The organism is Segatella asaccharophila (assembly GCF_054687055.1).
The window spans coordinates 18,138-37,852 of the sequence record NZ_BAACAN010000004.1; the positions used below are offsets into that span (position 1 = coordinate 18,138).

A 19,715-nucleotide genomic window follows, 5' to 3' on the forward strand; every position below is an offset into this window, starting at 1 on the left:
TCAAAAACTATATCTTTAGCGAAAAATCAAATCGAAGGCCTCCTTCCGGATTATTTCTTACCCTGATCGTTCCATCATGCAAGAGTACGGCGTTTTTAACAATAGCCAGTCCTAATCCTGTCCCTCCCATCTTCCGGCTGCGGCCTTTGTCTACGCGATAGAAACGTTCAAATAGGCGGGGAAGGTGTTCCGGAGCCACGCCGACTCCGTTGTCCTTAAAAGTGAAGTGCCATTTGTTGCCTTGTAATTCACTCTCCAGTAGGATAGTCGTATTCTCACCGGCGTATGAGATCGCATTATCGGTGAGGTTGCGGAAGATGCTATAGAGTAGTGAGCGGTTGCCCTGGACTTTGACATTATCGGGAAGTTGATCAATGAAAGTCATGTTTCGTTTCTCTAATGATAAGGCTGTTTCTTTCTGAATATCCTTGATCATCTGGGAGATGTCTACCGTTTCGAAATCAAACATTTCGGTTGAGGCATCGTCCAACCGGTTCAGCGTAGAAATATCATGCAGAAGACTCGTCAACCGTTGGCTCTGGGCATAACAGCGTCTGAGGAATTGATCTTTCATAGGAGCGTCAATTTTAGGATTATCCAGAATCGTTTCCAGATAACCTTGAATACTCGCCACTGGCGTCTTCAGTTCATGCGCAACATTTTGTGTCAGCTGACGTTTCAATATACCCTGTTCCTTACGTGTGTTGCGTAGATTCTTATACATTTTGATGATCCTTTCTGCGATTTCGCCAAGTTCATCATCAGGGAAAGCTGCCAGGTCTTCGACATCCAGGCTCTCATTATGTTCCGCCCGGTAGGCAAAGGTGCGGAGTTTATCTACATTTGAATTCAGGCGGTTCATGAATCGATAGAGAAAAGTCGTCAGGATGACAAGAATACCAAGTGCAAACCAGAGATAAAGTCGGTTAGTCCTTAGTGATTTGGACAGTTCATTATTGTGAGGAAGGGCACTGCGGATGATCAGATGTTCCCTGGGGAAATAAGTCGCTGAATAGAAATAATCATGCTGAAGGGTCTTGCTCTTTCTTTCTACTGTTATGCTTGCCCCCTTGGCTAAGGCCTGTCGGACTTCCGCGCGATTGGAATGGTTCCCCATCTTCCGGTAATTTTTATTCACATTGTCAAAGATTACTTTTCCCTTATCTGTAATCAACGTGACCCTCAAATCTTTTATCGGGTGAGTGTGGACATAGTCGGAAACGCTTTTTTCTGAATGGTTGCCGATATATTTTAATGCTTCATTCATGCGCCCGTTATAGTCTTGCAGTCGTTGATTCAAATAGGCTATCTTGTACTGTTTCTCGCGCACTTGCTGGAACGCGATGAATGCAGCAGCAAAAGCGAGAAATATTGCTAATACGCTATAGAATAATTTTTTCCCAAGAGATAGTTTGTGCATGAGCAAGAATATTAAAGGTAGGGATTTCCCGATAATGGATCAACAATGGTTGATGTTACAGGGGAAATACGATTAACTGGAAATGTATCTTGAAGGTTCGGCGTTATGCATCAAAATAGTAACCGAATCCCAGGCGTGTTACGATATATTTGGCATAAGGACCAACCTTCTTTCTCAGCCGGGTGATATTGACATCCACTGTTCTGTCAAGTACCATTACGTCTCTGGGCCAAACACGATTGATCAGTTCCTGCCGGGAAAACACTTTTCCTCTTTCATTCAGCAAGAGATGCAACAGCTCAAATTCGGTCTTTGTAAAAGGTACATTCTTACCCTCTATAGAAACGGTCTTTTTGTCCAGATTCATCAATAGCCCCTGATAACTGAGGAGTTGGGACTCATCTGTTTTCCCCTTTTCCCTGGTCCTGCGGAGGACGGCACGGATTCTGACCAGTACTTCACGGATGGAGAAAGGTTTGGAAATGTAGTCGTCAGCCCCCAGATTAAAACCTGTAACCGTGTCATTTTCGGCATCTTTCGCAGTTAAGAAGATAATGGGTATATGGGCTGTCTCCGGATCCTCTTTCAGTTGTTTGGCCATAGCGAACCCAGACATTCCACCCATCATTACGTCCAGTAAAAGGAGCTGAAAAGACGAGAGGTTCTTGTCTAAAGCTTCTTCTGCTGAATTAGCTGTTTCCACTTCGTAACCTTCTGTCTCCAGATTGAACTTGAGTATTTCACACAAGTCTTCTTCGTCATCTACAACGAGTATTCGAGCTTTATTATCATCCATCAAAATACTTATTATTATCTGTATGCAAAGATACAATTATTTTTTCTAAGACACCTGCTTTTTTAACGGGTATCATTTATTTAAAGTAATGAGAGGAGCCGGGCTGCAGCAAAATTTTCGGAAGGATCAACCCTTCTCTGATTCCGGTACTTTACAGGCTGTGCTCCTCGATACATTCCATCTTTCTTGCCTGAATACCTCTTTTCAGATAAAAACGGAATAATTTCCATAATGATACACATTTGTCTGGAAAATGCTGCATCTGATAATGCTATTGCTGACTCTTCCTTATACATTTTTTGTTCCTTTAAATGCAAAAATAGAGATGAGATGTGAAGTCTGTGTAAAGAAAGTGTTACAATTTGATGACATTCAATAATAATCCTTTTTTGTCATCTGAATGTAACGGATTCTAAAAATTACTGTAATAGGACAAGACCCTTTCCTTGAAAAATGAGATAGAAAATGAATCATTGAAGTAATAGTTTGTTTTCAAAATAAAAGAGAATTTGAAAAAGAGAACTTAAAATGAACGGATTTTATGCTAAAGTTCCCTTTTCTTTTTCAGAATCTTCTTTTCCCTATTAAAAAGTGCGAATCTGTCAGTATTTTGCCGATTTCTTTTAATATGCTGATAATGAGAACTTTGGCATTTCCATAAAACTCCTGAAAGCTTGAATTTTAACTTTAATTCTAATAGAGAAGACACTTTTGCTTTCTATTTGCTTGAAAAATGAGATATTTTTTGTAATTTTGCAGTGTTTTGACAAAATTAATTGATAGATTGAAAAATGCCTAAAGAAGAGAGAGCAAGTTTCGGAAGTAAATTGGGAGCCATTTTGGCTACGGCAGGTTCTGCTGTGGGCTTAGGGAATATATGGCGATTTCCTTACATGACGGGTAAGGATGGTGGTGCTGCCTTTATACTGGGTTATATCGTTTGTGTAGTTATCCTGGGAGTACCTTGTATTATCAGTGAGTTTATTATCGGTCGTCATGGTGCTGCGAATACAGCCCGGGCCTACAGTAACTTGTCTCATGGTACTTCCTGGAAACTCGTTGGGTATTTCCAGGCATTGACGGGCTATCTCATAACCGGTTATTATGCAGTGGTAGCAGGCTGGTGCCTGAATTATCTATATGCATCCTTTATGGGGCAGTTGAAAGGTGATCCGACTTTTGTCGTAAATTATTTTAAGGTTTTCTGTGCCAATCCTGTCCGTCCAATATTCTGGACGGTGATTACCTTTCTGATCACTCATTTTGTCATCGTACATGGCGTCAGAAATGGTATCGAAAAGGCTTCTAAAGTGATGATGCCTATGCTGTTCATCCTTTTACTGGTAGTGGTTGTCATATCTTGCCTGCTGCCAGGAGCTGAAAAGGGGATCAGTTTTCTCTTCAAACCTGATTTTGCTAAGATGAACGGTAATGTCTTTTTGGATGCAGTGGGGCAGTCCTTCTATTCATTAAGTATAGCGATGGGCTGTCTTTGCACTTATGCATCTTATTTTAGCCGACAGACCAATCTGACAAAATCGGCAGGACAGATCGCTTTCATTGATACTGCCGTAGCTATTCTTGCCGGACTGATGATTTTCCCTGCGGCGTTTTCTGTGGGAATCAGTCCGGATAGTGGTCCTTCTCTGATATTTATTACTTTGCCGAATGTTTTCAACGAGGCTTTTTCCGGGGCGCCTTTTTTAAGATGGCTTATCTCGTTGTTTTTCTATGGCTTGCTGTTCCTTGCAGCCTTAACGTCTTTAATTTCTCTTCATGAAGCCAATACGGCTTTTGTATATGAAGAACTTCATATTTCCAGAAAGAAGGGGGCAATGCTGGTTACCATCAGTTGTTGTATAATTGGTGCCCTTTGTTCTTTGTCTCTGGGCAAATCAACGGCTCTGACTTTTGGCGGAAAACCATTATTTGATTGGTTTGATTTTGTTACCGGGAATATTATGCTGCCTGTAGGTGGATTCCTGATGTGTCTTTTCCTGGGCTGGTACCTCCCCAAAAAAGTTGTTAAGGATGAATTTACGAACTGGGGGACTCTGTCTTCCCGTTTCTTTAATGTTTATCTGATCGCTGTTCGTTTCATTTGCCCATTATTGATTTTAGCAATCTTCCTGCATCAGTTTAAGGTGTTCTGATAGAAAAAGTATGAACCATAATGGGGAAATCATTATCGACTGACTAATAATACTTCGTTGAAGTGAGAGTTGGTGGAATATTCGGAATAAGGTGAGCATATAACCTGATAAATTGTAATACAACATGGAACGAGAAAAATTTGGAAGTAAGATAGGAATGATCCTGGCTACAGCCGGTTCGGCTGTAGGATTAGGTAATATATGGCGATTTCCTTATATGACAGGACATGATGGCGGGGCAGCCTTCATCCTGACTTATATTGGTTGCGTACTTGTTTTAGGTATACCGGGGATTATCAGTGAATTTGTTGTCGGCAGGCATTCTGCTGCAAATGCTGCCAGGGCTTATCGCAAGATGTCGCATGGAGGTCCGGGGGGGATCATCGGATATATAGGTATTTTTACTTCTATGATGATTCTGGGCTTTTATGCAGTAGTGGCCGGTTGGTGCCTGCAATATCTTTTTGCTTCCATTTTAGGCCAGATTCATGGGAATGCACAAGAGGTGAATACTTATTTCCAGAGTTTTACTGCTAATCCTTTACGGCCTGTGTTCTGGACGATAGCATTTCTTTTGCTAACGCATTTTGTCGTAGTCAAAGGAGTGCGTAAAGGCTTGGAAAAGGCTTCCAGCATCATGATGCCTCTACTGTTTCTCATGTTGATCCTGATCGTGATCGTCTCCTGTTTGCTGCCACACGCCTCCCGGGGTATTCTGTTCCTTTTCAAACCGGATTTTTCAAAGTTGACTCCTCATGTCATCTTTGATGCCTTGGGACAGGCTTTTTTCTCGTTGAGTTTGGGATCGGCATGTCTTTGTACGTATGCTTCTTATTTTAACCGTCAGTCTAAATTGGCTACTTCCGCTTCTCAGATCGCATTGATTGATACCGGAGTTGCTATTCTGGCCGGACTGATGATCTTTCCTGCAGCTTTCTCTGTAGGGATTAATCCGGATAGTGGTCCCGCCTTGATTTTCCTCACTCTGCCCAACGTGTTCCAACAAGCTTTTGGATCCGTTCCGGTGATCGGATATATAGTCGCGGTCTTATTTTATGCGTTACTAGCACTAGCTGCCCTTACCTCTACAATCTCTATGCATGAGATCGGGACGTCCTTTTTCTATGAGGAATTTCATCTGACCAGGAAGAAGGGGGCTTGGATAGAGACGATTATCTGCTGTATCATCGGTGTCTTATGTTCTTTGTCAAGTGGAGCGGTGCCGAGCCTTAAATTGTTTGGAATGTCTTTCTTTGATTTTTGTAATAATCTGACTTCTGACATTCTATTGCCTTTAGGTTCTTTCTTAACGTGTATCCTTATCGGGTGGTTCGTACCTAAGAAAATCGTGAAGGATGAATATACTAACTGGGGAACACTCAAGGGCCGAACGTTCAATCTCTATTATTTTGCTGTACGCATATTATGCCCGTTGTGCATCCTGATTATCTTTTTGCACCAACTTGGTATACTATAGTCTTTTCTCCTGCGTTATTCCTATAGTATCCTTCACGGCCATGACTGTTGGAAGGAGCACGCTCGAGGGATGATAACTGTAGAACCTTAAATCTGATACTATGATTTGCAAATTTTTCTGTGTTGTTTTTTCGAAAGTATTTGATCCATATTGTGTAAGTTGGATCTTTCAGGTTAGCAACCAACAACCGCTTTCCACTTTTAGTCTTTAACCTTTAATGGCGGGGAATATTGTTCTTAGGCCGTTTTTTCTATCTTCAGCGGAGTGACCGGCTGGCTATAGTCGTGATCCTGATAGTTGTCGTGATAGCTTTGTCTGCCGTATTCTTTATCGGAGGGCGGAACAAGCAGTCTCTGACTTCTTCGGATTCACTTGGACAGTCGCAACGGTATGCCGGATCCTTAGGCTCCAGCAGGAGCTTTTCTGATGAAGGATATGAGCGTCTTCCCTTGGGAAAGTTGCGCCTGGCCTCCTTTGATCCGAATACGGCAGATAGTGACCAACTGTTACATCTGGGGCTGGCACCATGGCAGGTGAGAAGCATCTATCATTACCGTGCTAAAGGGGGAATCTTCCGTAAACCGTCAGATTTTGCACGATTATATGGATTGACGAAGAAGCAGTATCGCGTCTTGAAACCTTATATACATATTTCAGATGATTATGCTCCAGCCTCATCCCTTTATTCGTCGGTAGAGAATGGCTTCCCAGAAAAGAGCGGCCGAAAGGATACCACACACTTCAGCTATCCTGTCAAGTTACATCCAGGGCAGCAGATCTCCCTGAATACCTCGGATACGGCCTCCTTTCAGAAAATACCAGGTATAGGGAGTGGCTATGCACGGGCTATAGTCAATTATCGTGACCGGCTGGGTGGTTTTTACAGTGTCAGGCAGATAGAGGAGATCGGGGGCGTTCCTCCTGAGGCCGAGAAGTTCCTCAAGGTTTCACCCTCCGAAGTTCATAAACTGAAGATCAATCAGTTGACCGTTAACCAGCTCCGCCGTCATCCGTACATTAATTTCTATCAGGCTCGTGCTATCTATGATTTCCGACGTTTGCACGGCCCGATAAAAAGTTTACGCCAATTGTCAAATGACCGTGATTTTCCTCCTGCTGAAATAGCCCGACTGGAACCTTATATGGATTATGGAATGTAAGACGAGGGCTGCCTTGATATCACCCTTTTCTCGTCTCCCGGGAATAGATTGTCCGCATTTGCTTGGCTGCGTTGATCATGTGACAGAGTGATGGCCGGGTCTCTTCCCATCCACGGGTTTTCAACCCACAGTCAGGGTTCACCCAGAGGTATTGAGGATCAATGAGTACTGCGGCCTTCTTGAGCAGATGGACAATTTCTTCTACGGATGGGATCCTGGCGGAGTGAATATCGTATACTCCCGGACCGATCTCGTTGGGATAATGAAAATCGCGGAAGACATCCAGCAGTTCCATTTGTGACCGTGAACATTCTATCGTAATGACATCTGCATCCATACGGGCGATGTCCGTGATGATGTCATTAAATTCTGAATAGCACATGTGCGTATGGATCTGTGTCTCGTCTTTTACTCCACTAGAGGCGAGTCTGAAAGAGTCTATGGCCCATTTCAAGTGCACAGGCCATTCCTTTTTCTGTAAGGGTAGACCCTCGCGGATGGCCGGTTCATCAATCTGGATAATCCCGATGCCGGCCTTTTCCAGGTCACAGACTTCGTCCCTGATGGCCAGTGCAATCTGTTTGCAGGTCTCTGATCGGGGCTGATCATTACGGACAAATGACCACTCCAGGATGGTGACAGGACCGGTAAGCATTCCTTTTATCGGCTTTGTAGTCTGGGACTGGGCAAAGGTGATCCAGTCGACTGTCATCGGGTGTGGCCGGGAGACATCGCCATAGATAATCGGTGGTTTGACACATCGTGAACCATAACTCTGCACCCATCCGTTTTGAGTAAATGCAAATCCGGAGAGTTGTTCTCCGAAGTACTCCACCATGTCATTGCGTTCAAATTCGCCATGTACAAGTACGTCCAGTCCGATCTTTTCTTGCCAATGAATGCATCGTGTCATCTCTTCTTTCAGAAATTCCCGGTAAGCTTCGGCTGAAACTTCACCCTTGCGGTATCTGGAACGCCAGTTTCTTACTTCCTTTGTCTGAGGGAATGATCCTATTGTCGTGGTAGGGAAGAGCGGCAGGTTCAGTTTTTCGTTCTGGATCTTCCTCCGTACCGTGTATGGATGCTGGCGATGATAATCTTCATCTGTAATTTTGCTGAGTCTGTCTTTCACATTCGCATCATGCACCTTTGCTGACTCTTCTCTTTCCTTCAGATCTCTGTTTTGAGCCACGTAATGTTTGACGGCCTCTGTATCATTGTTGATGTAGTCTTTCAATGTGGTCAGTTCGTCTGTCTTTTGAAGGGTGAAGGCCATCCATTTCTTGATTTCAAGAGGCAGGATCTTTTCGTTATTCTCCAGTTCCAGATCGTATGGGATATGAAGGAAAGAGCAGGATGGGGAGATGAATACCCGGTCATAACCCAGCAAACTTGCTGCTTCACGGATCGATGACAGCGACTGAGAAAGATCGTCTTTCCAGATGTTCCGCCCATCAATGACGCCCAATGAGACAATCTTATCTGCAGGCATCTGACGGAGCAGCCGGATTTGTTTTGGGCCTCTCACTAAGTCTATATGAATGGCTGTCACAGGCAGGGATAATGCGAGGTCTGCATGTTCCTCCAGATCTCCGAAATAAGTATTCAGAATGATCTTCAGTTGGGTAGATTCTTGTATTTTTTGAAAGGCATGACGGTATGCTTCTGAAACCTTTTCAGGAAAATCAGTGACCAGAAAGGGTTCTTCAATCTGAACCCATTCAGCGCCGGCATTCTCAAGGGTAGTCAACAGTCGGATATAGGCAGGCAGGAGATGATCCAGGAGGTCTAATCGCTCAAAGGATTCTCCCTTTTCTTTGCCGGATAATAGAAAAGTAATGGGACCGATGAGTACGGGAACAGTCTGAATGCCCATATCACGGGCTTCGGCATATTCACGTACTGCCTTGTCGTCAAAGAGGTCGAACGACTGGTCTTTAGTGAATTCCGGCACGATATAATGATAATTGGTGTCCCACCATTTGGTCATCTCCATGGCAATGACATCTTCGCCGCTTTTCTGTAGACCGTGTGCCATCGCAAAGTACAGTGTGGTTTTCTGGTCTTTCAGATCTTCATACCTTTGGGGTATGGCATTCATCATCAGACACATATCCAGTACTTGGTCATAGAAAGAGAAATCGTTACTAGGAATCAGGTCTATTCCCTTGTTCTTTTGAACTAACCAGTTTGTACGTCTGATCTGACGTCCGGTATCTTGCAGTTCTTGTTCCGTGATCCGGCCTTTCCAAAAGGCTTCACAAGCTTTCTTCAGTTCCCTGTGAGCTCCTATGCGGGGGTATCCCAGCACTTGGGTCTTTAATTTTGAAGGTCCTATTACTTTTTTCATTGTCTTTTCATTTTTGTTTTTATTGATGACCTCTTCTCTTTTCCTGAGATGAGGAGGCAAATAGAATATTTCGGGAACAAAGTTAGAAATAAATTATAAAATAGACAAATGATCTTCTTCTTTCGGAAATATTCTCTATATTTGCAATTATTATGGAATAAATCAGAATAATATTCTTGATTTTAAACTAAAAGAAGAACGGAAAATGGATAAGCTCGATGATATTGATGTGAAGATTCTGAAAGAATTGCAGAACAATTCCAAGTTGGCTACGAAAGAACTGGCAGCGAGGGTTAATCTTTCACCGACTCCTACTTTTGAACGTCAGAAACGTTTGGAGCGTGAGGGGTATATTGAAAGGTATATGGCGGTAGTGAATCCTGAAAAGGTCGGAAACGGACTGACCATCCTCTGTGGCATTGAGCTGAAGCAGCATGGCAAGCGATGGGGGGATGAGTTTATGGCTGCAATCAAGGATATAGATGAAATTGTGGAATGCTGGAACACTTCAGGTAATTATGATTTCCTCATGAAAATCTATGTGAAGGATATGAAGCATTATCAGGATTTCGTGTTGAACACTTTAGGAGTCATTGATAGTATCGGGAGGTTGCATAGTAATTTCGTGATTGGGGTGGTGAAGTCTAATCATGGTATTCCTATCCCTGAACCTGCGGATAAGTGAAACTCGTCTAACTAACGATATTATTTGAGCTGTTCAAATGGGCACGACTATTAAAATAAGAGGGGTCCGTGCTGTCCGACTTTTGTCCGACCGTTTACCCCTTAAAAGCATATAAGGAACTGATAATCAGTTCCTTATAATTACTTTTGTCGGGATTAGGCGACTCGAACGCCCGACCCCTACGTCCCGAACGTAGTGCGCTACCAACTGCGCTAAATCCCGATAAGCAAGTGCAAAGATACTGTAAAATTCTGAAACGCGTGCATTTTCTTTAAGAAAAATGGTGATCGGCTGGGAAATTTATAGTATGCCGGAATCGAGATTCATGCTGTAACGGACTTGCTTCGGATTTCTTATAAGAGATGAGGCAATTCAAAAAGCCGGATACCATTACTGCCTTTGATCAAAATATAATGGCCTTGTGGCTGTTGACGGGCAATTTCAACTTTGACCTCCTCTACATCCTGAAATTTTCGGAATTCTGATTGTGTCTTTTCAAATTCAGGACCTACCAGCCAGACATTTGTGATCCCGGCTCTGTGGAGCTCGTCTATGATTTTCTGGTGCTCTTCTCCGGATACGGTACCGAGTTCGAGCATGTCTCCGAGGATCGCCATTTTCCCGGGCACATCCATGAGTTGGAAAGCTTCTATGGCTGCTTTCATGCTGGAAGGATTGGCATTGTAGGCATCAATGACCAGATGATTGTGAGGGGTAACCGTCAACTGGGAGCGATTGTTCGTGGGAACATAGTTAGTCAGGGCTTCGTCAATCTTTTCGTCACTCACGCCGAAATGTCTTCCTATCGTGATAGCTGCAAGCATATTATCAAGATTGTAGGCACCGATCAACTTGGTCTGGACCGTGTGTGTCTTTTTTGCCGGCTGGCCCTCGAAAGCCTTACCTGTGGTCCAGGTAAACTTCAGGAAAGGAGCACAACTGACCACAGAACCTTGCACAGCCAATGCCTCATCCTCTTTTTGCCCATAATCGACCATTTGGGTAAGGTGACGTTCCTTGGCCATCTGCATCAGATAAGGGTTGTCGTGGTTGATAAATACCAGTCCATGATGTGATTTCATGAAATCATACAATTCGCCTTTTGTCTTCATGACTCCCTCGAAACTTCCGAAACCTTGCAGGTGGGCCCTTCCCACATTAGTGATCATTCCACAGGTAGGCTCGGCATATTCTATCAGTTTCTTGATGTCACCGGGATGGCTTGCTCCCATTTCAATGACGGCGATTTCGTCTTTGCCCGTAAGGCGGAGCAGCGTCTTAGGTACTCCTACATCATTGTTGAAATTACCCTCAGTGTGCATGACCCGGTATTTCTTCTGGAGTACGGTGGAGATCAGTTCCTTTGTTGTGGTTTTGCCATTGGTGCCCGTGATTCCGATGACCGGAATATGGAATTGGCGGCGGTGTTCGCGGGCAAGCTCCTTGTATGTGCCCAGACAGTTGTCTGTCAGGATATACCGGTTGTCATCTTTCCTGGCGTAAGCCGGCTCGTCCACAATGGCATAACTGCATCCCTTTTCCAATGCCATTGCTGCAAAACGGTTGCCGTCGAAGGAGGTTCCCCTGAGGGCTATAAAAATACTGCCTTCCGGACAGTTGCGGCTGTCCGTCGTGATGGCCGGATGCTGCTGGTAGATCTTGTATAAGTCGGAGATTTTCATCATTTTATCTTTAAACCCTTGCAAAGTTACTGCAATTTTCTTAAAAAGTAGTGCCGATTTTCCTAAAAAGAGGTGGTTTTCTCAATTAATATGATTATTTTTGCAAAGCAACGCAAGTGTTTAAGCAGGCCTTCAGGATCAGGCACTTGGATATTTACATTGAAAAGAGAGTTTGTAAATGGAAAAAACGAATTTTACATTGAATATACGTGGCCAATTGGTAGATTTATCTATTCCTCAGGTCATGGGTATCCTTAATGTTACTCCGGATAGTTTCTATGCCGGGAGCAGGAAGCAAACGGAAAAAGAGATCGCTGACAGGGCTAATCAAATTATCGCTGAAGGGGGAAGGATGATCGACGTAGGCGCTTTTTCTACACGCCCCGGGGCTGATGAGGTAGGAGACGAAGAGGAGGCCCGTCGGTTGAAGAACGCGTTGGGTATTGTCCGCCGTGAACAGCCTGATGCTGTGGTTTCAGTGGATACTTACCGTCCTGGTATTGCACGACGTTGCATTGAAGAATGGGGCGCAGACCTCATCAATGATGTTTCTGAAGGCGGGTTGACCGGTATCGTTAATACGCCTATTCATGAGCGTGAACGGATGTTTGATGTGGTGGGAGACCTGAAGGTGCCTTACATCCTGATGTCTGTAAAGTCTGATCTTCATGACATGCTGATTGCTTTCTCCCGGGAGGTGCAGGAATTGCGTGATCTGGGGGCCCGTGATATTATCCTGGATCCGGGTTTTGGATTTGGAAAAACACTTGAGGATAACTACCGTATCTTTCAGAATGCGGAGGAACTGAAAGCGCTGGACCTTCCGGTCCTGGTCGGTATTTCCCGGAAAAGTATGATATTCAAATTGATAGGCGGTGATCCGACCACTTCGCTCAATGGGACTACAGTTCTCAATACGATTGCGTTGATGAAAGGGGCTTCGATCCTTCGCGTACATGATGTGAAACCTGCCGTCGAAGCCGTGAAGATGGTGGAAAAAATGAGAAAGGCTTGAATGAGAATGCAGCAGAAGGGAGTTGTCACAAGGTATGCCTGCAGTGGCGTCTATGACGTGGTTTCATTATGGACTTCCGCTGGTCTGCGTTTAAAGGACTGTACACAACTCTTCTGTTGGAGAAATAATAATATGATAAGATAATAACCATGCCATTTGAATTTGGGATCAAAGACATCATCGATATTTTCTTGGTCGCTTTGATGTTGTACTATATCTACAAACTGATGAAGGCGAGCCGGTCGCTCAACATCTTCGTCGGCATCATGGTCTTTATCTTGATGTGGCTGTTTGTCAGCCGTGTTCTGGAAATGAAACTTCTGGGGGCCATACTGGATAAACTGGTCAGCGTAGGGGTAATCGCCTTGATTGTCATCTTTCAGGAAGATGTGCGGAAATTCCTTTATGAGTTGGGGTCTCAGAAGGGCATCCGGCGCCTGGTCAGACTCTTTAAGCGTTCTTCTAAGAGTGGTAACGAGCGTGAGGTGGACAAGGAAGCAATCATGCCGATAGTCCTTGCATGCATGAGCATGAGCAAAAAATTTGTAGGGGCACTCATTGTCATAGAGCGTTCTGTTCCTCTTGATGATATAGTGGATACGGGCGATGTCATTGATGCTCGTATCAACCAGCGGTTGATAGAAAATATTTTTTTCAAGAATTCTCCTCTGCATGATGGAGCCATGGTCATTTCAAAGAAACGGATCAAGGCTGCAGGATGCATCCTGCCGGTCTCTCATAATCTGGATATTCCTAAAGAACTGGGTCTTAGGCACCGTGCAGCCATGGGCATATCGCAGAATAGTGATGCCATCGCAATCGTCGTTTCTGAAGAAACGGGGAAAATATCGGTGGCGATCAAGGGGACTTTCCGATTGAGACTTTCGGCAGAAGAGTTAGAAAGCATACTGACAAAGGAAATGGTTTAGGCGTTTGGTTTTAGGATATAAACAGGACGTCCGGAATGGCTTTTCTTTATATGTTTTCTTGTTGGTTGGGAGGATGAATGTGGTGTTAACTAGGCCTTTCTTTCAAATCAACATGGGGGAATAGATAATGTATTTTATTTAGCAAAATTTATCTCATTATCCCCTTCTTTATAGATATATTTTGCTATATTTGCAATATCGAAATAACAATTTTGAAAGTCGTGAACTTTTGATGGGCGAGGATGATTATTCTTCCTATATCGAACAGAAAATATATCAATAAGAACTATTAAATACAAACTATGGACTTATTAAATCAGATCGTTGCACGCGCTAAGGCGGACAAGCAGCGTATTGTGCTCCCAGAAGCTGAAGAGGAGCGTACCTTGAAGGCTGCCGACAAGGCTTTAGCCGATGACCTTGCGGACTTGATTCTCATTGGCAATCCTGAACATATTAAAAGTTTGGCTCATCAGTGGGGACTGAAGAATATTTCTAAAGCCCAGATCGTTGACCCGCTTCATAACCCTAAAATGGGGGAATATGCTTCTTTGTTAGCGGAGCTTCGTAAGAAAAAGGGGATGACCATCGAGCAGGCTCGTGACCTGGTACTACATAACAACCTCTATCTGGGTTGTATGATTATTAAGACGGAAGGTGCTGACGGCCAGATCTCCGGCGCCCTGAGCACAACGGGTGATACGCTCCGTCCTGCTCTGCAAATTATCAAATGTGCTCCTGGTATCACTTGCGTCTCCGGGGCGATGATGCTGATCACTACCCAGAAGCAATATGGTGAGAATGGCGTGGTCTTGATGAGTGATGTGGCCGTGACGCCTGATCCTACTGCTGAGCAACTTGCTCAGATTGCTTATACTACGGCCCAGACGGCTACTCGTGTAGCCGGATTCAAAGAGCCTCGTATTGCCATGTTGAGTTTCTCTACTAAAGGAAGTGCTAAGGATGCGAAAGACAAGAAGACGGGTAAGAGCGTTTACATTATTGATAAGGTGATTGATGCAACCAGACTTGCTCATGAGAAGTATCCTGACTTACAAGTGGATGGTGAGATGCAGGTAGATGCTGCTCTTGATCCGTCTGTTGGTGCTCGTAAGGCCCCGGGTAGCAAGATTGCCGGCAGGGCTAATATTCTTGTCGTACCTAATCTTGACGTTGGCAATATTGGTTGTAAACTCGTTCAGCGTCTGGGCGGAGCTCTCTCTATCGGCCCGATCCTGCAGGGTATCGCCCGCCCTGTCAATGATCTTTCCCGTGGCTGTTCGGTAGATGATATTTATTATATGATTGCCGTCACTTCCTGCCAGGCTCAGGATGCAAAGAAAAAGGCTTGATCGCTTGACCGGGGATAATTCAGAATTTCAAAGAATAGATAGACAATGAAAATATTAGTATTAAACTGTGGCAGTTCTTCCATTAAGTATAAACTGTACAATATGGATCATGAGTCTGTTCTGGCTCAGGGAGGTGTGGAACGTATCGGGATGGACGGTGCTTTTATCAAGGTAAAACTTCCTAATGGTACGAAAAAGACGATCATGCATGATATGCCGGATCATAGAGAGGGGGTCAATATGGTGTTCAAGGCATTGCTTGATCCCCAGTTGGGTGCCCTCAAGAGCCTGGATGAGATTGATGCCGTCGGCCATCGTATCGTGCAGGGGGGCGACCTGTTTGAGAAGAGTTGTATTGTTAATAAGCAGGTTGAGGCAGGCATTGAAAGCCTTTGTGACCTCGCCCCGGTACATAATGCCGGTCATTTGAAGGGAATTCGTGCCGTGGATGCCTTGATGCCGAACACACCTCAGGTTACGGTCTTTGATAATGCCTTTCATAGCACGATGCCGGATTATGCTTATCTGTATGCTGTACCTTATGATCTCTATACGAAATATCACATACGCCGTTATGGCTTCCACGGGACGAGCCATCGTTATGTCTCTCATCGCGCCTGTGAGGTGCTCGGTGTGAATATCAAGGATCAGAAGATTATTTCTTGCCATATCGGTAATGGCGCTTCCGTTGCAGCTATTAAAAATGGGAAAGTGATGGACACTTCTATGGGACTGACCCCTCTGGCTGGCTTAATGATGGGCAGCCGCTCGGGTGACATAGATCCGTCGGCCGTGACTTATATCATGGAAAAGTTGCATAAGAAACCACAGGAGATGGCTGATTACCTTAATAAAGAGTGTGGCGTACTGGGGATTTCGGGTGTCTCTTCTGATATGCGTGATGTGGATGCCGCTGCCAAGGAGGGGAACAAGCGTGCACAGTTGGCTTTAAAGATGTATGCTTATCGTATTAAGAAATATATTGGTGCATACGCTGCTGCAATGGGCGGTGTAGATACGATTATCTTTACGGCAGGAGTCGGAGAGAATCAGACGGACTTGCGTCAGGCTGCCTGTGAGGGACTGGAATTCCTCGGGGTCAAGTTTGATGAGGAACGGAATGAGAAGATGGTGCTTGGCAAAGAGGGGCCTATTTCTGCTGCTGATTCGAAGGTGAATGTCCTGGTTATTCCTACGGACGAGGAGATCGTGATTGCACGGGATACGATGGAACTTGTAAAGGCTACTAAAAAAAGTTGATCATCCTGGTCTCCATTGCTTGATCCATCTGATCTTTTCAGGAGAGGTAAAGGCAATAGGGGATCGATATATAGGGGCAAGGGCCCAGTTTCTTTATAAGAGATTGGGCCCTTGTCTTATCCAGGAGAGGAGAGACTGGGTTTGGTAATGGTTACGGGTACTGAAGGGTTGGAAAATGGAATTGTGAATATTCGATTTAATACGTCAAATTTAAATGATAATTATATGAAGCAAACAAAGATCGTAACATTTGGAGAGATTATGCTGAGGCTTTCAAAGCCTGGCTATCTCCGACTGACAGAAGGGCATCTTTTTGAGGGCCATTATGGGGGGAGTGAGGCGAATGTAGCCGTTTCGCTTGCTATACTTGGAGATGATGTGGAATATGTCACGCGTGTTCCTCAGAATCCCATAGGTGATGCAGCCTTGATGCACCTGCGCCAGTTTGGACTTGATGTGAGTCATGTCGTACGGGGTGGCGATCGTTTGGGAACGTATTATTTTGAGAGAGGGGCTGCCATGCGTAATTCTATGGTCGTGTATGATCGGAAAGGTTCTTCGTTTTATTCTCTTGAACGTGGGATGATCCCCTGGGATAAGATTTTTCAGGGTGCTGCATTTTTCCATTGTTCGGGTATTACTTGTGCTATCAGCCGCGATGCGATGGATACTACTTTTGATGCGCTGAGAAAAGCAAAGGAATTAGGGGTACATATCACCGCGGATATTAATTATCGGACTAATCTTTGGAAGTTTGGGCTGGATCCTCGTGATGTGCTCTACAGGATGCTGCAATACAGTGAAATGATCTTTGGTGACCAGAATGAATGGGAGGTGGCAAGTGGCGTGCCGCAGATTCCGTTCACAGCTAAAGATAGTCATTTTAAAATTGACAGGAATGCTTATACGGAGTATTTCCATAAGATGCACCAACTTTTCCCGCGTTGCAAGAAAATGGTCCTTGCATTGCGGAATCAACTGAGCAGTCGTCATCATATCCTGACGGGATTGCTTTATGATGTGGAGCAAGATCATCTTTATACTTCTCGTATTTATGACATTCAGCCGATCATTGATCCAATGGGAGTAGGGGATGCTTTTGTGGCGGCTTATCTCCATGCTTTCGTGAAGTGTTCAGGAGATAATCAGCGGGATCTGGACTTCTCCCTCTCTGCCAGTGCGTTGAAGAATACGATTACCGGAGATCAGAATCTGGTGAGCGAGCAGGAAATCCTGGACAATATTACAAGTGCTGGGGGCAGGATTCAGCGATAACTGATCCTTGCTGTCCAGAATGGATCGTTAATATTTGCATCTTTCCGGCTCTTTCTTGTGAATGCCGGAAAGATGTTCCCGGAAAGGTTATTCTGTGAAGGAACTATAGAAAGATTTTTAATTATCATCAATGATGTATTGGTAAATGTTGTTAGGGGAGATTTGTTCTCGTATGCCCTTATAGTTCGTTGATCTGTTTATAGCTATATTTGTTGTGGTGGTAGAACTAAGACTTCTAATATAGCAATAATACCATTGTCCACTTAATACAAAATCAGTATTTCCATTATTGTCATGTGGAGGTTGTAAAATGTAATTATTATTGTAAATGCATACAGCGGCATAATAATTTTCCATTTTTACTTCACCACTAAGGATATTATTGTTTAATTGAAGATTTTTACTTGTTCCGAAAAGATATAACGTCGTAGAACTTTGTGGCAACTGAGAAGTTGCATCAGACCATGTATACCAATCTTTAGAATTTTGAGAATAATTAGTTACGTAAACTCGGTAATTAACTTGATGGTTTGGGGCTTGTATTGTAACATAATTACTACCGGTATGTACTTCGGCTGTATATTCCTGAATGATCCATCCATCATTATTAATGTCTGATGCCACAATATATGCTGTAAAAGTGTTTGGTACTTCAGGTACAAAATTAGTAACATTAGCTACGGCTCTTGTAGAAAGGAGAGTCTTTCCGCTTTCGAATTTCTTGACACTGCTATTATATGCAGAGGATGTGCTGCCACCTGAAAGGGTGAGTGTCGTATCTGCTCCTATCTGTAGGTTGATCGTGACATACTTAGCCGTAGCTTGAGTACTGCTATCTTCAGAGCATGAAGCGAAGGTGAACGCAGTGATGATAGAAATAAATAAGAAAACGATTTTTTTCATTGTTTTTTTAATTATCCTTAACCAAGTTTCCGTTTGAATCTACATGATAATGTATGGTAGTCGGCGTGACTCCATCAAAGGCATTTACGGTGATGATCAGGCCACCTTTTTCATTTACAGTGTACTGATAGATATTGTCTGCCGTGATATCTTCACTGAAAGTATATTCTTTTCCGTCAGGAATATTCGAAAAATCCTTTACCTTAATGGTAAGGTCGGTAGAGGTCGTGCCGCTGGAAGGTGCCTTGACATACATATAGTACCATGTACCTTCGCTGTTGAGTTGGTAAGCATCACCCTGGGCGCTGCTGGTTCCTTCGTTTACACTTTCCACATGGGTGCTTGCCACACATACGGCAGCATAATGGTTAGTCATCGATACCGTGGCATTGGCTGTTGAAGTCGTGGAACTGAAGTCTGCATCGCTTTCCCCGTAGAGATAGAGGGTGGTAGAATTCTGAGGCAGATTGTCTTCTAAAGCTTTTACTGCACTTTCCTGATTGCTGCTCTTGTCAGCTATGGGGGCATCAGCCGGATCATAGTTGGTCACGTAGATGTGATACTTGATGGCGGGTACAGAAATGTTGTTATTTCCAGTCGTTACGGTTACTTTCCTTACAATAGCCCCTTCAGCATATTCGCTTGTTGCTTCAGCGGCTACGAAATAGGCTGTAAACTGAGATGGTAGTTCTGCACTGAAATTAGCGGGGGTAGTTGCAACGGAACGTGTGCTTACATCCGTAGCCGAATGATTGGTGAAGGTGCTGCTGTCTTCAGAAATGTCAATACCGGAATTGATGTTCAAACTTATTTCCGTTATACTGGAAACATTTTTTGAATTTGCTATATTGGTGCTAAGTTCTGGATCGTCAGAGCAGGAACTCATGATCATAAGAATGGTAATGACAGCTGCTAGACTGAGAAATATTTTTTTCATGTATATTTTGAACGTATCTTGAAATTCTTTTACCTTTTTACGGGCATCTTTTGCTTACACTTTTGATTAGTGCCTTTGGTATTCTTTGTTGTTCAGACCTTTTATATACGTTGTGGAGATACCTCCAAAGGTCCCTTACAACCTATCTTCCTGAAAATCGTTGCAAAGTTATACATTTTTCTTGAAATACAATTGTAATTTCTGTAAAAAATGCTTGTAATTAAATTAGTTTAACGATTCTTTGATTAAGGTAAGAAACTGTTGATAATGATCAAGTTAGGTATGCTTTTGGTCTGGCTATAGTGTAGCCTTGAGATAACT

The 19,715-nt window shown here is 43.8% G+C and carries 16 protein-coding genes and 1 tRNA gene; 9 read left to right on the forward strand and 8 right to left on the reverse strand.

The genetic code is table 11. From position 1 onward, the window contains the following. Window positions 1-7: 7 nt before the first annotated feature. From ACYRYG_RS03430 to ACYRYG_RS03440, 3 genes are all read right to left on the reverse strand, one after another. A complete protein-coding gene (locus ACYRYG_RS03430) occupies window positions 8-1,420 on the reverse strand; it encodes a sensor histidine kinase (RefSeq protein ID WP_460197622.1) in 1,413 nt (470 codons plus the stop codon). Between the two features lie 103 nt (window positions 1,421-1,523). Next, the gene (locus ACYRYG_RS03435) at window positions 1,524-2,216 is read right to left on the reverse strand and encodes a response regulator (RefSeq protein WP_293424736.1); all 693 of its coding nucleotides are present in this window, start codon (window positions 2,214-2,216) and stop codon (window positions 1,524-1,526) included. A gap of 80 nt (window positions 2,217-2,296) precedes the next feature. Further along, window positions 2,297-2,512 carry a hypothetical protein gene (locus ACYRYG_RS03440; protein ID WP_293418234.1) on the reverse strand — a complete coding sequence of 72 codons (216 nt, stop codon included), beginning with the start codon at window positions 2,510-2,512 and terminating at the stop codon, window positions 2,297-2,299. A gap of 495 nt (window positions 2,513-3,007) precedes the next feature. On the opposite strand from ACYRYG_RS03440, the gene ACYRYG_RS03445 reads away from it, so the two are divergent. The 3 genes from ACYRYG_RS03445 to ACYRYG_RS03455 all read left to right on the forward strand — a co-directional run bounded on the left by ACYRYG_RS03445 (window position 3,008) and on the right by ACYRYG_RS03455 (window position 7,006). Further along, complete coding sequence (locus tag ACYRYG_RS03445) at window positions 3,008-4,369, forward strand: sodium-dependent transporter (protein ID WP_293418236.1); 1,362 nt, start codon at window positions 3,008-3,010, stop codon at window positions 4,367-4,369. Window positions 4,370-4,493: 124 nt separating this feature from the next. Then, a complete protein-coding gene (locus ACYRYG_RS03450) occupies window positions 4,494-5,846 on the forward strand; it encodes a sodium-dependent transporter (protein ID WP_293418238.1) in 1,353 nt (450 codons plus the stop codon). Window positions 5,847-6,076: 230 nt separating this feature from the next. After that, window positions 6,077-7,006, forward strand: a complete 930-nt coding sequence (locus tag ACYRYG_RS03455; RefSeq protein ID WP_293418240.1) for a ComEA family DNA-binding protein — start codon at window positions 6,077-6,079, stop codon at window positions 7,004-7,006. 19 nt (window positions 7,007-7,025) lie between these two features. Here ACYRYG_RS03455 and metE read toward each other — a convergent pair whose 3' ends face one another. Then, entirely contained in the window at window positions 7,026-9,356 is a 2,331-nt protein-coding gene (gene metE, locus ACYRYG_RS03460; RefSeq protein WP_460197625.1) for a 5-methyltetrahydropteroyltriglutamate--homocysteine S-methyltransferase, read from the reverse strand. Window positions 9,357-9,561: 205 nt separating this feature from the next. Between metE and ACYRYG_RS03465 the strand changes: the two genes are divergently transcribed. Continuing rightward, window positions 9,562-10,041, forward strand: coding sequence for an Lrp/AsnC family transcriptional regulator (locus ACYRYG_RS03465; RefSeq protein ID WP_293418244.1), 480 nt, complete (start codon window positions 9,562-9,564; stop codon window positions 10,039-10,041). Window positions 10,042-10,190: 149 nt separating this feature from the next. On the opposite strand, the gene ACYRYG_RS03470 is transcribed toward ACYRYG_RS03465, so the two are convergent. Beyond that, window positions 10,191-10,263: transfer RNA gene (locus tag ACYRYG_RS03470), tRNA-Pro, on the reverse strand. Between the two features lie 131 nt (window positions 10,264-10,394). After that, a complete protein-coding gene (locus tag ACYRYG_RS03475) occupies window positions 10,395-11,723 on the reverse strand; it encodes a UDP-N-acetylmuramoyl-tripeptide--D-alanyl-D-alanine ligase (protein WP_293427283.1) in 1,329 nt (442 codons plus the stop codon). A gap of 178 nt (window positions 11,724-11,901) precedes the next feature. Between ACYRYG_RS03475 and folP the strand changes: the two genes are divergently transcribed. The 5 genes from folP (at window position 11,902) to ACYRYG_RS03500 (ending at window position 17,554) form a co-directional block, all read left to right on the forward strand. Continuing rightward, a complete protein-coding gene (gene folP / locus ACYRYG_RS03480; RefSeq protein WP_293424742.1) occupies window positions 11,902-12,738 on the forward strand; it encodes a dihydropteroate synthase in 837 nt (278 codons plus the stop codon). A 149-nt stretch (window positions 12,739-12,887) separates the two neighbouring features. Then, window positions 12,888-13,667, forward strand: a complete 780-nt coding sequence (cdaA, locus tag ACYRYG_RS03485) for a diadenylate cyclase CdaA (protein WP_293424744.1) — start codon at window positions 12,888-12,890, stop codon at window positions 13,665-13,667. Between the two features lie 302 nt (window positions 13,668-13,969). Further along, window positions 13,970-15,019, forward strand: coding sequence for a phosphate acetyltransferase (gene pta, locus ACYRYG_RS03490; RefSeq protein ID WP_293427237.1), 1,050 nt, complete (start codon window positions 13,970-13,972; stop codon window positions 15,017-15,019). A 45-nt stretch (window positions 15,020-15,064) separates the two neighbouring features. Continuing rightward, window positions 15,065-16,279, forward strand: a complete 1,215-nt coding sequence (locus ACYRYG_RS03495) for an acetate kinase (RefSeq protein ID WP_293424748.1) — start codon at window positions 15,065-15,067, stop codon at window positions 16,277-16,279. A gap of 225 nt (window positions 16,280-16,504) precedes the next feature. Next, complete coding sequence (locus ACYRYG_RS03500; protein WP_460197626.1) at window positions 16,505-17,554, forward strand: sugar kinase; 1,050 nt, start codon at window positions 16,505-16,507, stop codon at window positions 17,552-17,554. A 117-nt stretch (window positions 17,555-17,671) separates the two neighbouring features. On the opposite strand, the gene ACYRYG_RS03505 is transcribed toward ACYRYG_RS03500, so the two are convergent. After that, window positions 17,672-18,457, reverse strand: coding sequence for a hypothetical protein (locus ACYRYG_RS03505; protein WP_460197627.1), 786 nt, complete (start codon window positions 18,455-18,457; stop codon window positions 17,672-17,674). Window positions 18,458-18,464: 7 nt separating this feature from the next. Then, on the reverse strand, window positions 18,465-19,394 hold the full coding sequence (locus ACYRYG_RS03510; RefSeq protein ID WP_460197628.1) for a hypothetical protein: 930 nt from the start codon (window positions 19,392-19,394) through the stop codon (window positions 18,465-18,467). Between the last annotated feature and the right edge of the window lie 321 nt (window positions 19,395-19,715).

Coding starts and splice junctions, on each gene's coding strand:
- ACYRYG_RS03430 (WP_460197622.1), bottom strand. CDS start 1,420: ATGCACAAACTATCTCTTGGGAAAAAATTATTCTATAGCGTATTAGCA.
- ACYRYG_RS03435 (WP_293424736.1), bottom strand. CDS start 2,216: ATGGATGATAATAAAGCTCGAATACTCGTTGTAGATGACGAAGAAGAC.
- ACYRYG_RS03440 (WP_293418234.1), bottom strand. CDS start 2,512: ATGTATAAGGAAGAGTCAGCAATAGCATTATCAGATGCAGCATTTTCC.
- ACYRYG_RS03445 (WP_293418236.1), top strand. CDS start 3,008: ATGCCTAAAGAAGAGAGAGCAAGTTTCGGAAGTAAATTGGGAGCCATT.
- ACYRYG_RS03450 (WP_293418238.1), top strand. CDS start 4,494: ATGGAACGAGAAAAATTTGGAAGTAAGATAGGAATGATCCTGGCTACA.
- metE (WP_460197625.1), bottom strand. CDS start 9,356: ATGAAAAAAGTAATAGGACCTTCAAAATTAAAGACCCAAGTGCTGGGA.
- ACYRYG_RS03465 (WP_293418244.1), top strand. CDS start 9,562: ATGGATAAGCTCGATGATATTGATGTGAAGATTCTGAAAGAATTGCAG.
- ACYRYG_RS03475 (WP_293427283.1), bottom strand. CDS start 11,723: ATGAAAATCTCCGACTTATACAAGATCTACCAGCAGCATCCGGCCATC.
- folP (WP_293424742.1), top strand. CDS start 11,902: ATGGAAAAAACGAATTTTACATTGAATATACGTGGCCAATTGGTAGAT.
- cdaA (WP_293424744.1), top strand. CDS start 12,888: ATGCCATTTGAATTTGGGATCAAAGACATCATCGATATTTTCTTGGTC.
- pta (WP_293427237.1), top strand. CDS start 13,970: ATGGACTTATTAAATCAGATCGTTGCACGCGCTAAGGCGGACAAGCAG.
- ACYRYG_RS03495 (WP_293424748.1), top strand. CDS start 15,065: ATGAAAATATTAGTATTAAACTGTGGCAGTTCTTCCATTAAGTATAAA.
- ACYRYG_RS03500 (WP_460197626.1), top strand. CDS start 16,505: ATGAAGCAAACAAAGATCGTAACATTTGGAGAGATTATGCTGAGGCTT.
- ACYRYG_RS03505 (WP_460197627.1), bottom strand. CDS start 18,457: ATGAAAAAAATCGTTTTCTTATTTATTTCTATCATCACTGCGTTCACC.
- ACYRYG_RS03510 (WP_460197628.1), bottom strand. CDS start 19,394: ATGAAAAAAATATTTCTCAGTCTAGCAGCTGTCATTACCATTCTTATG.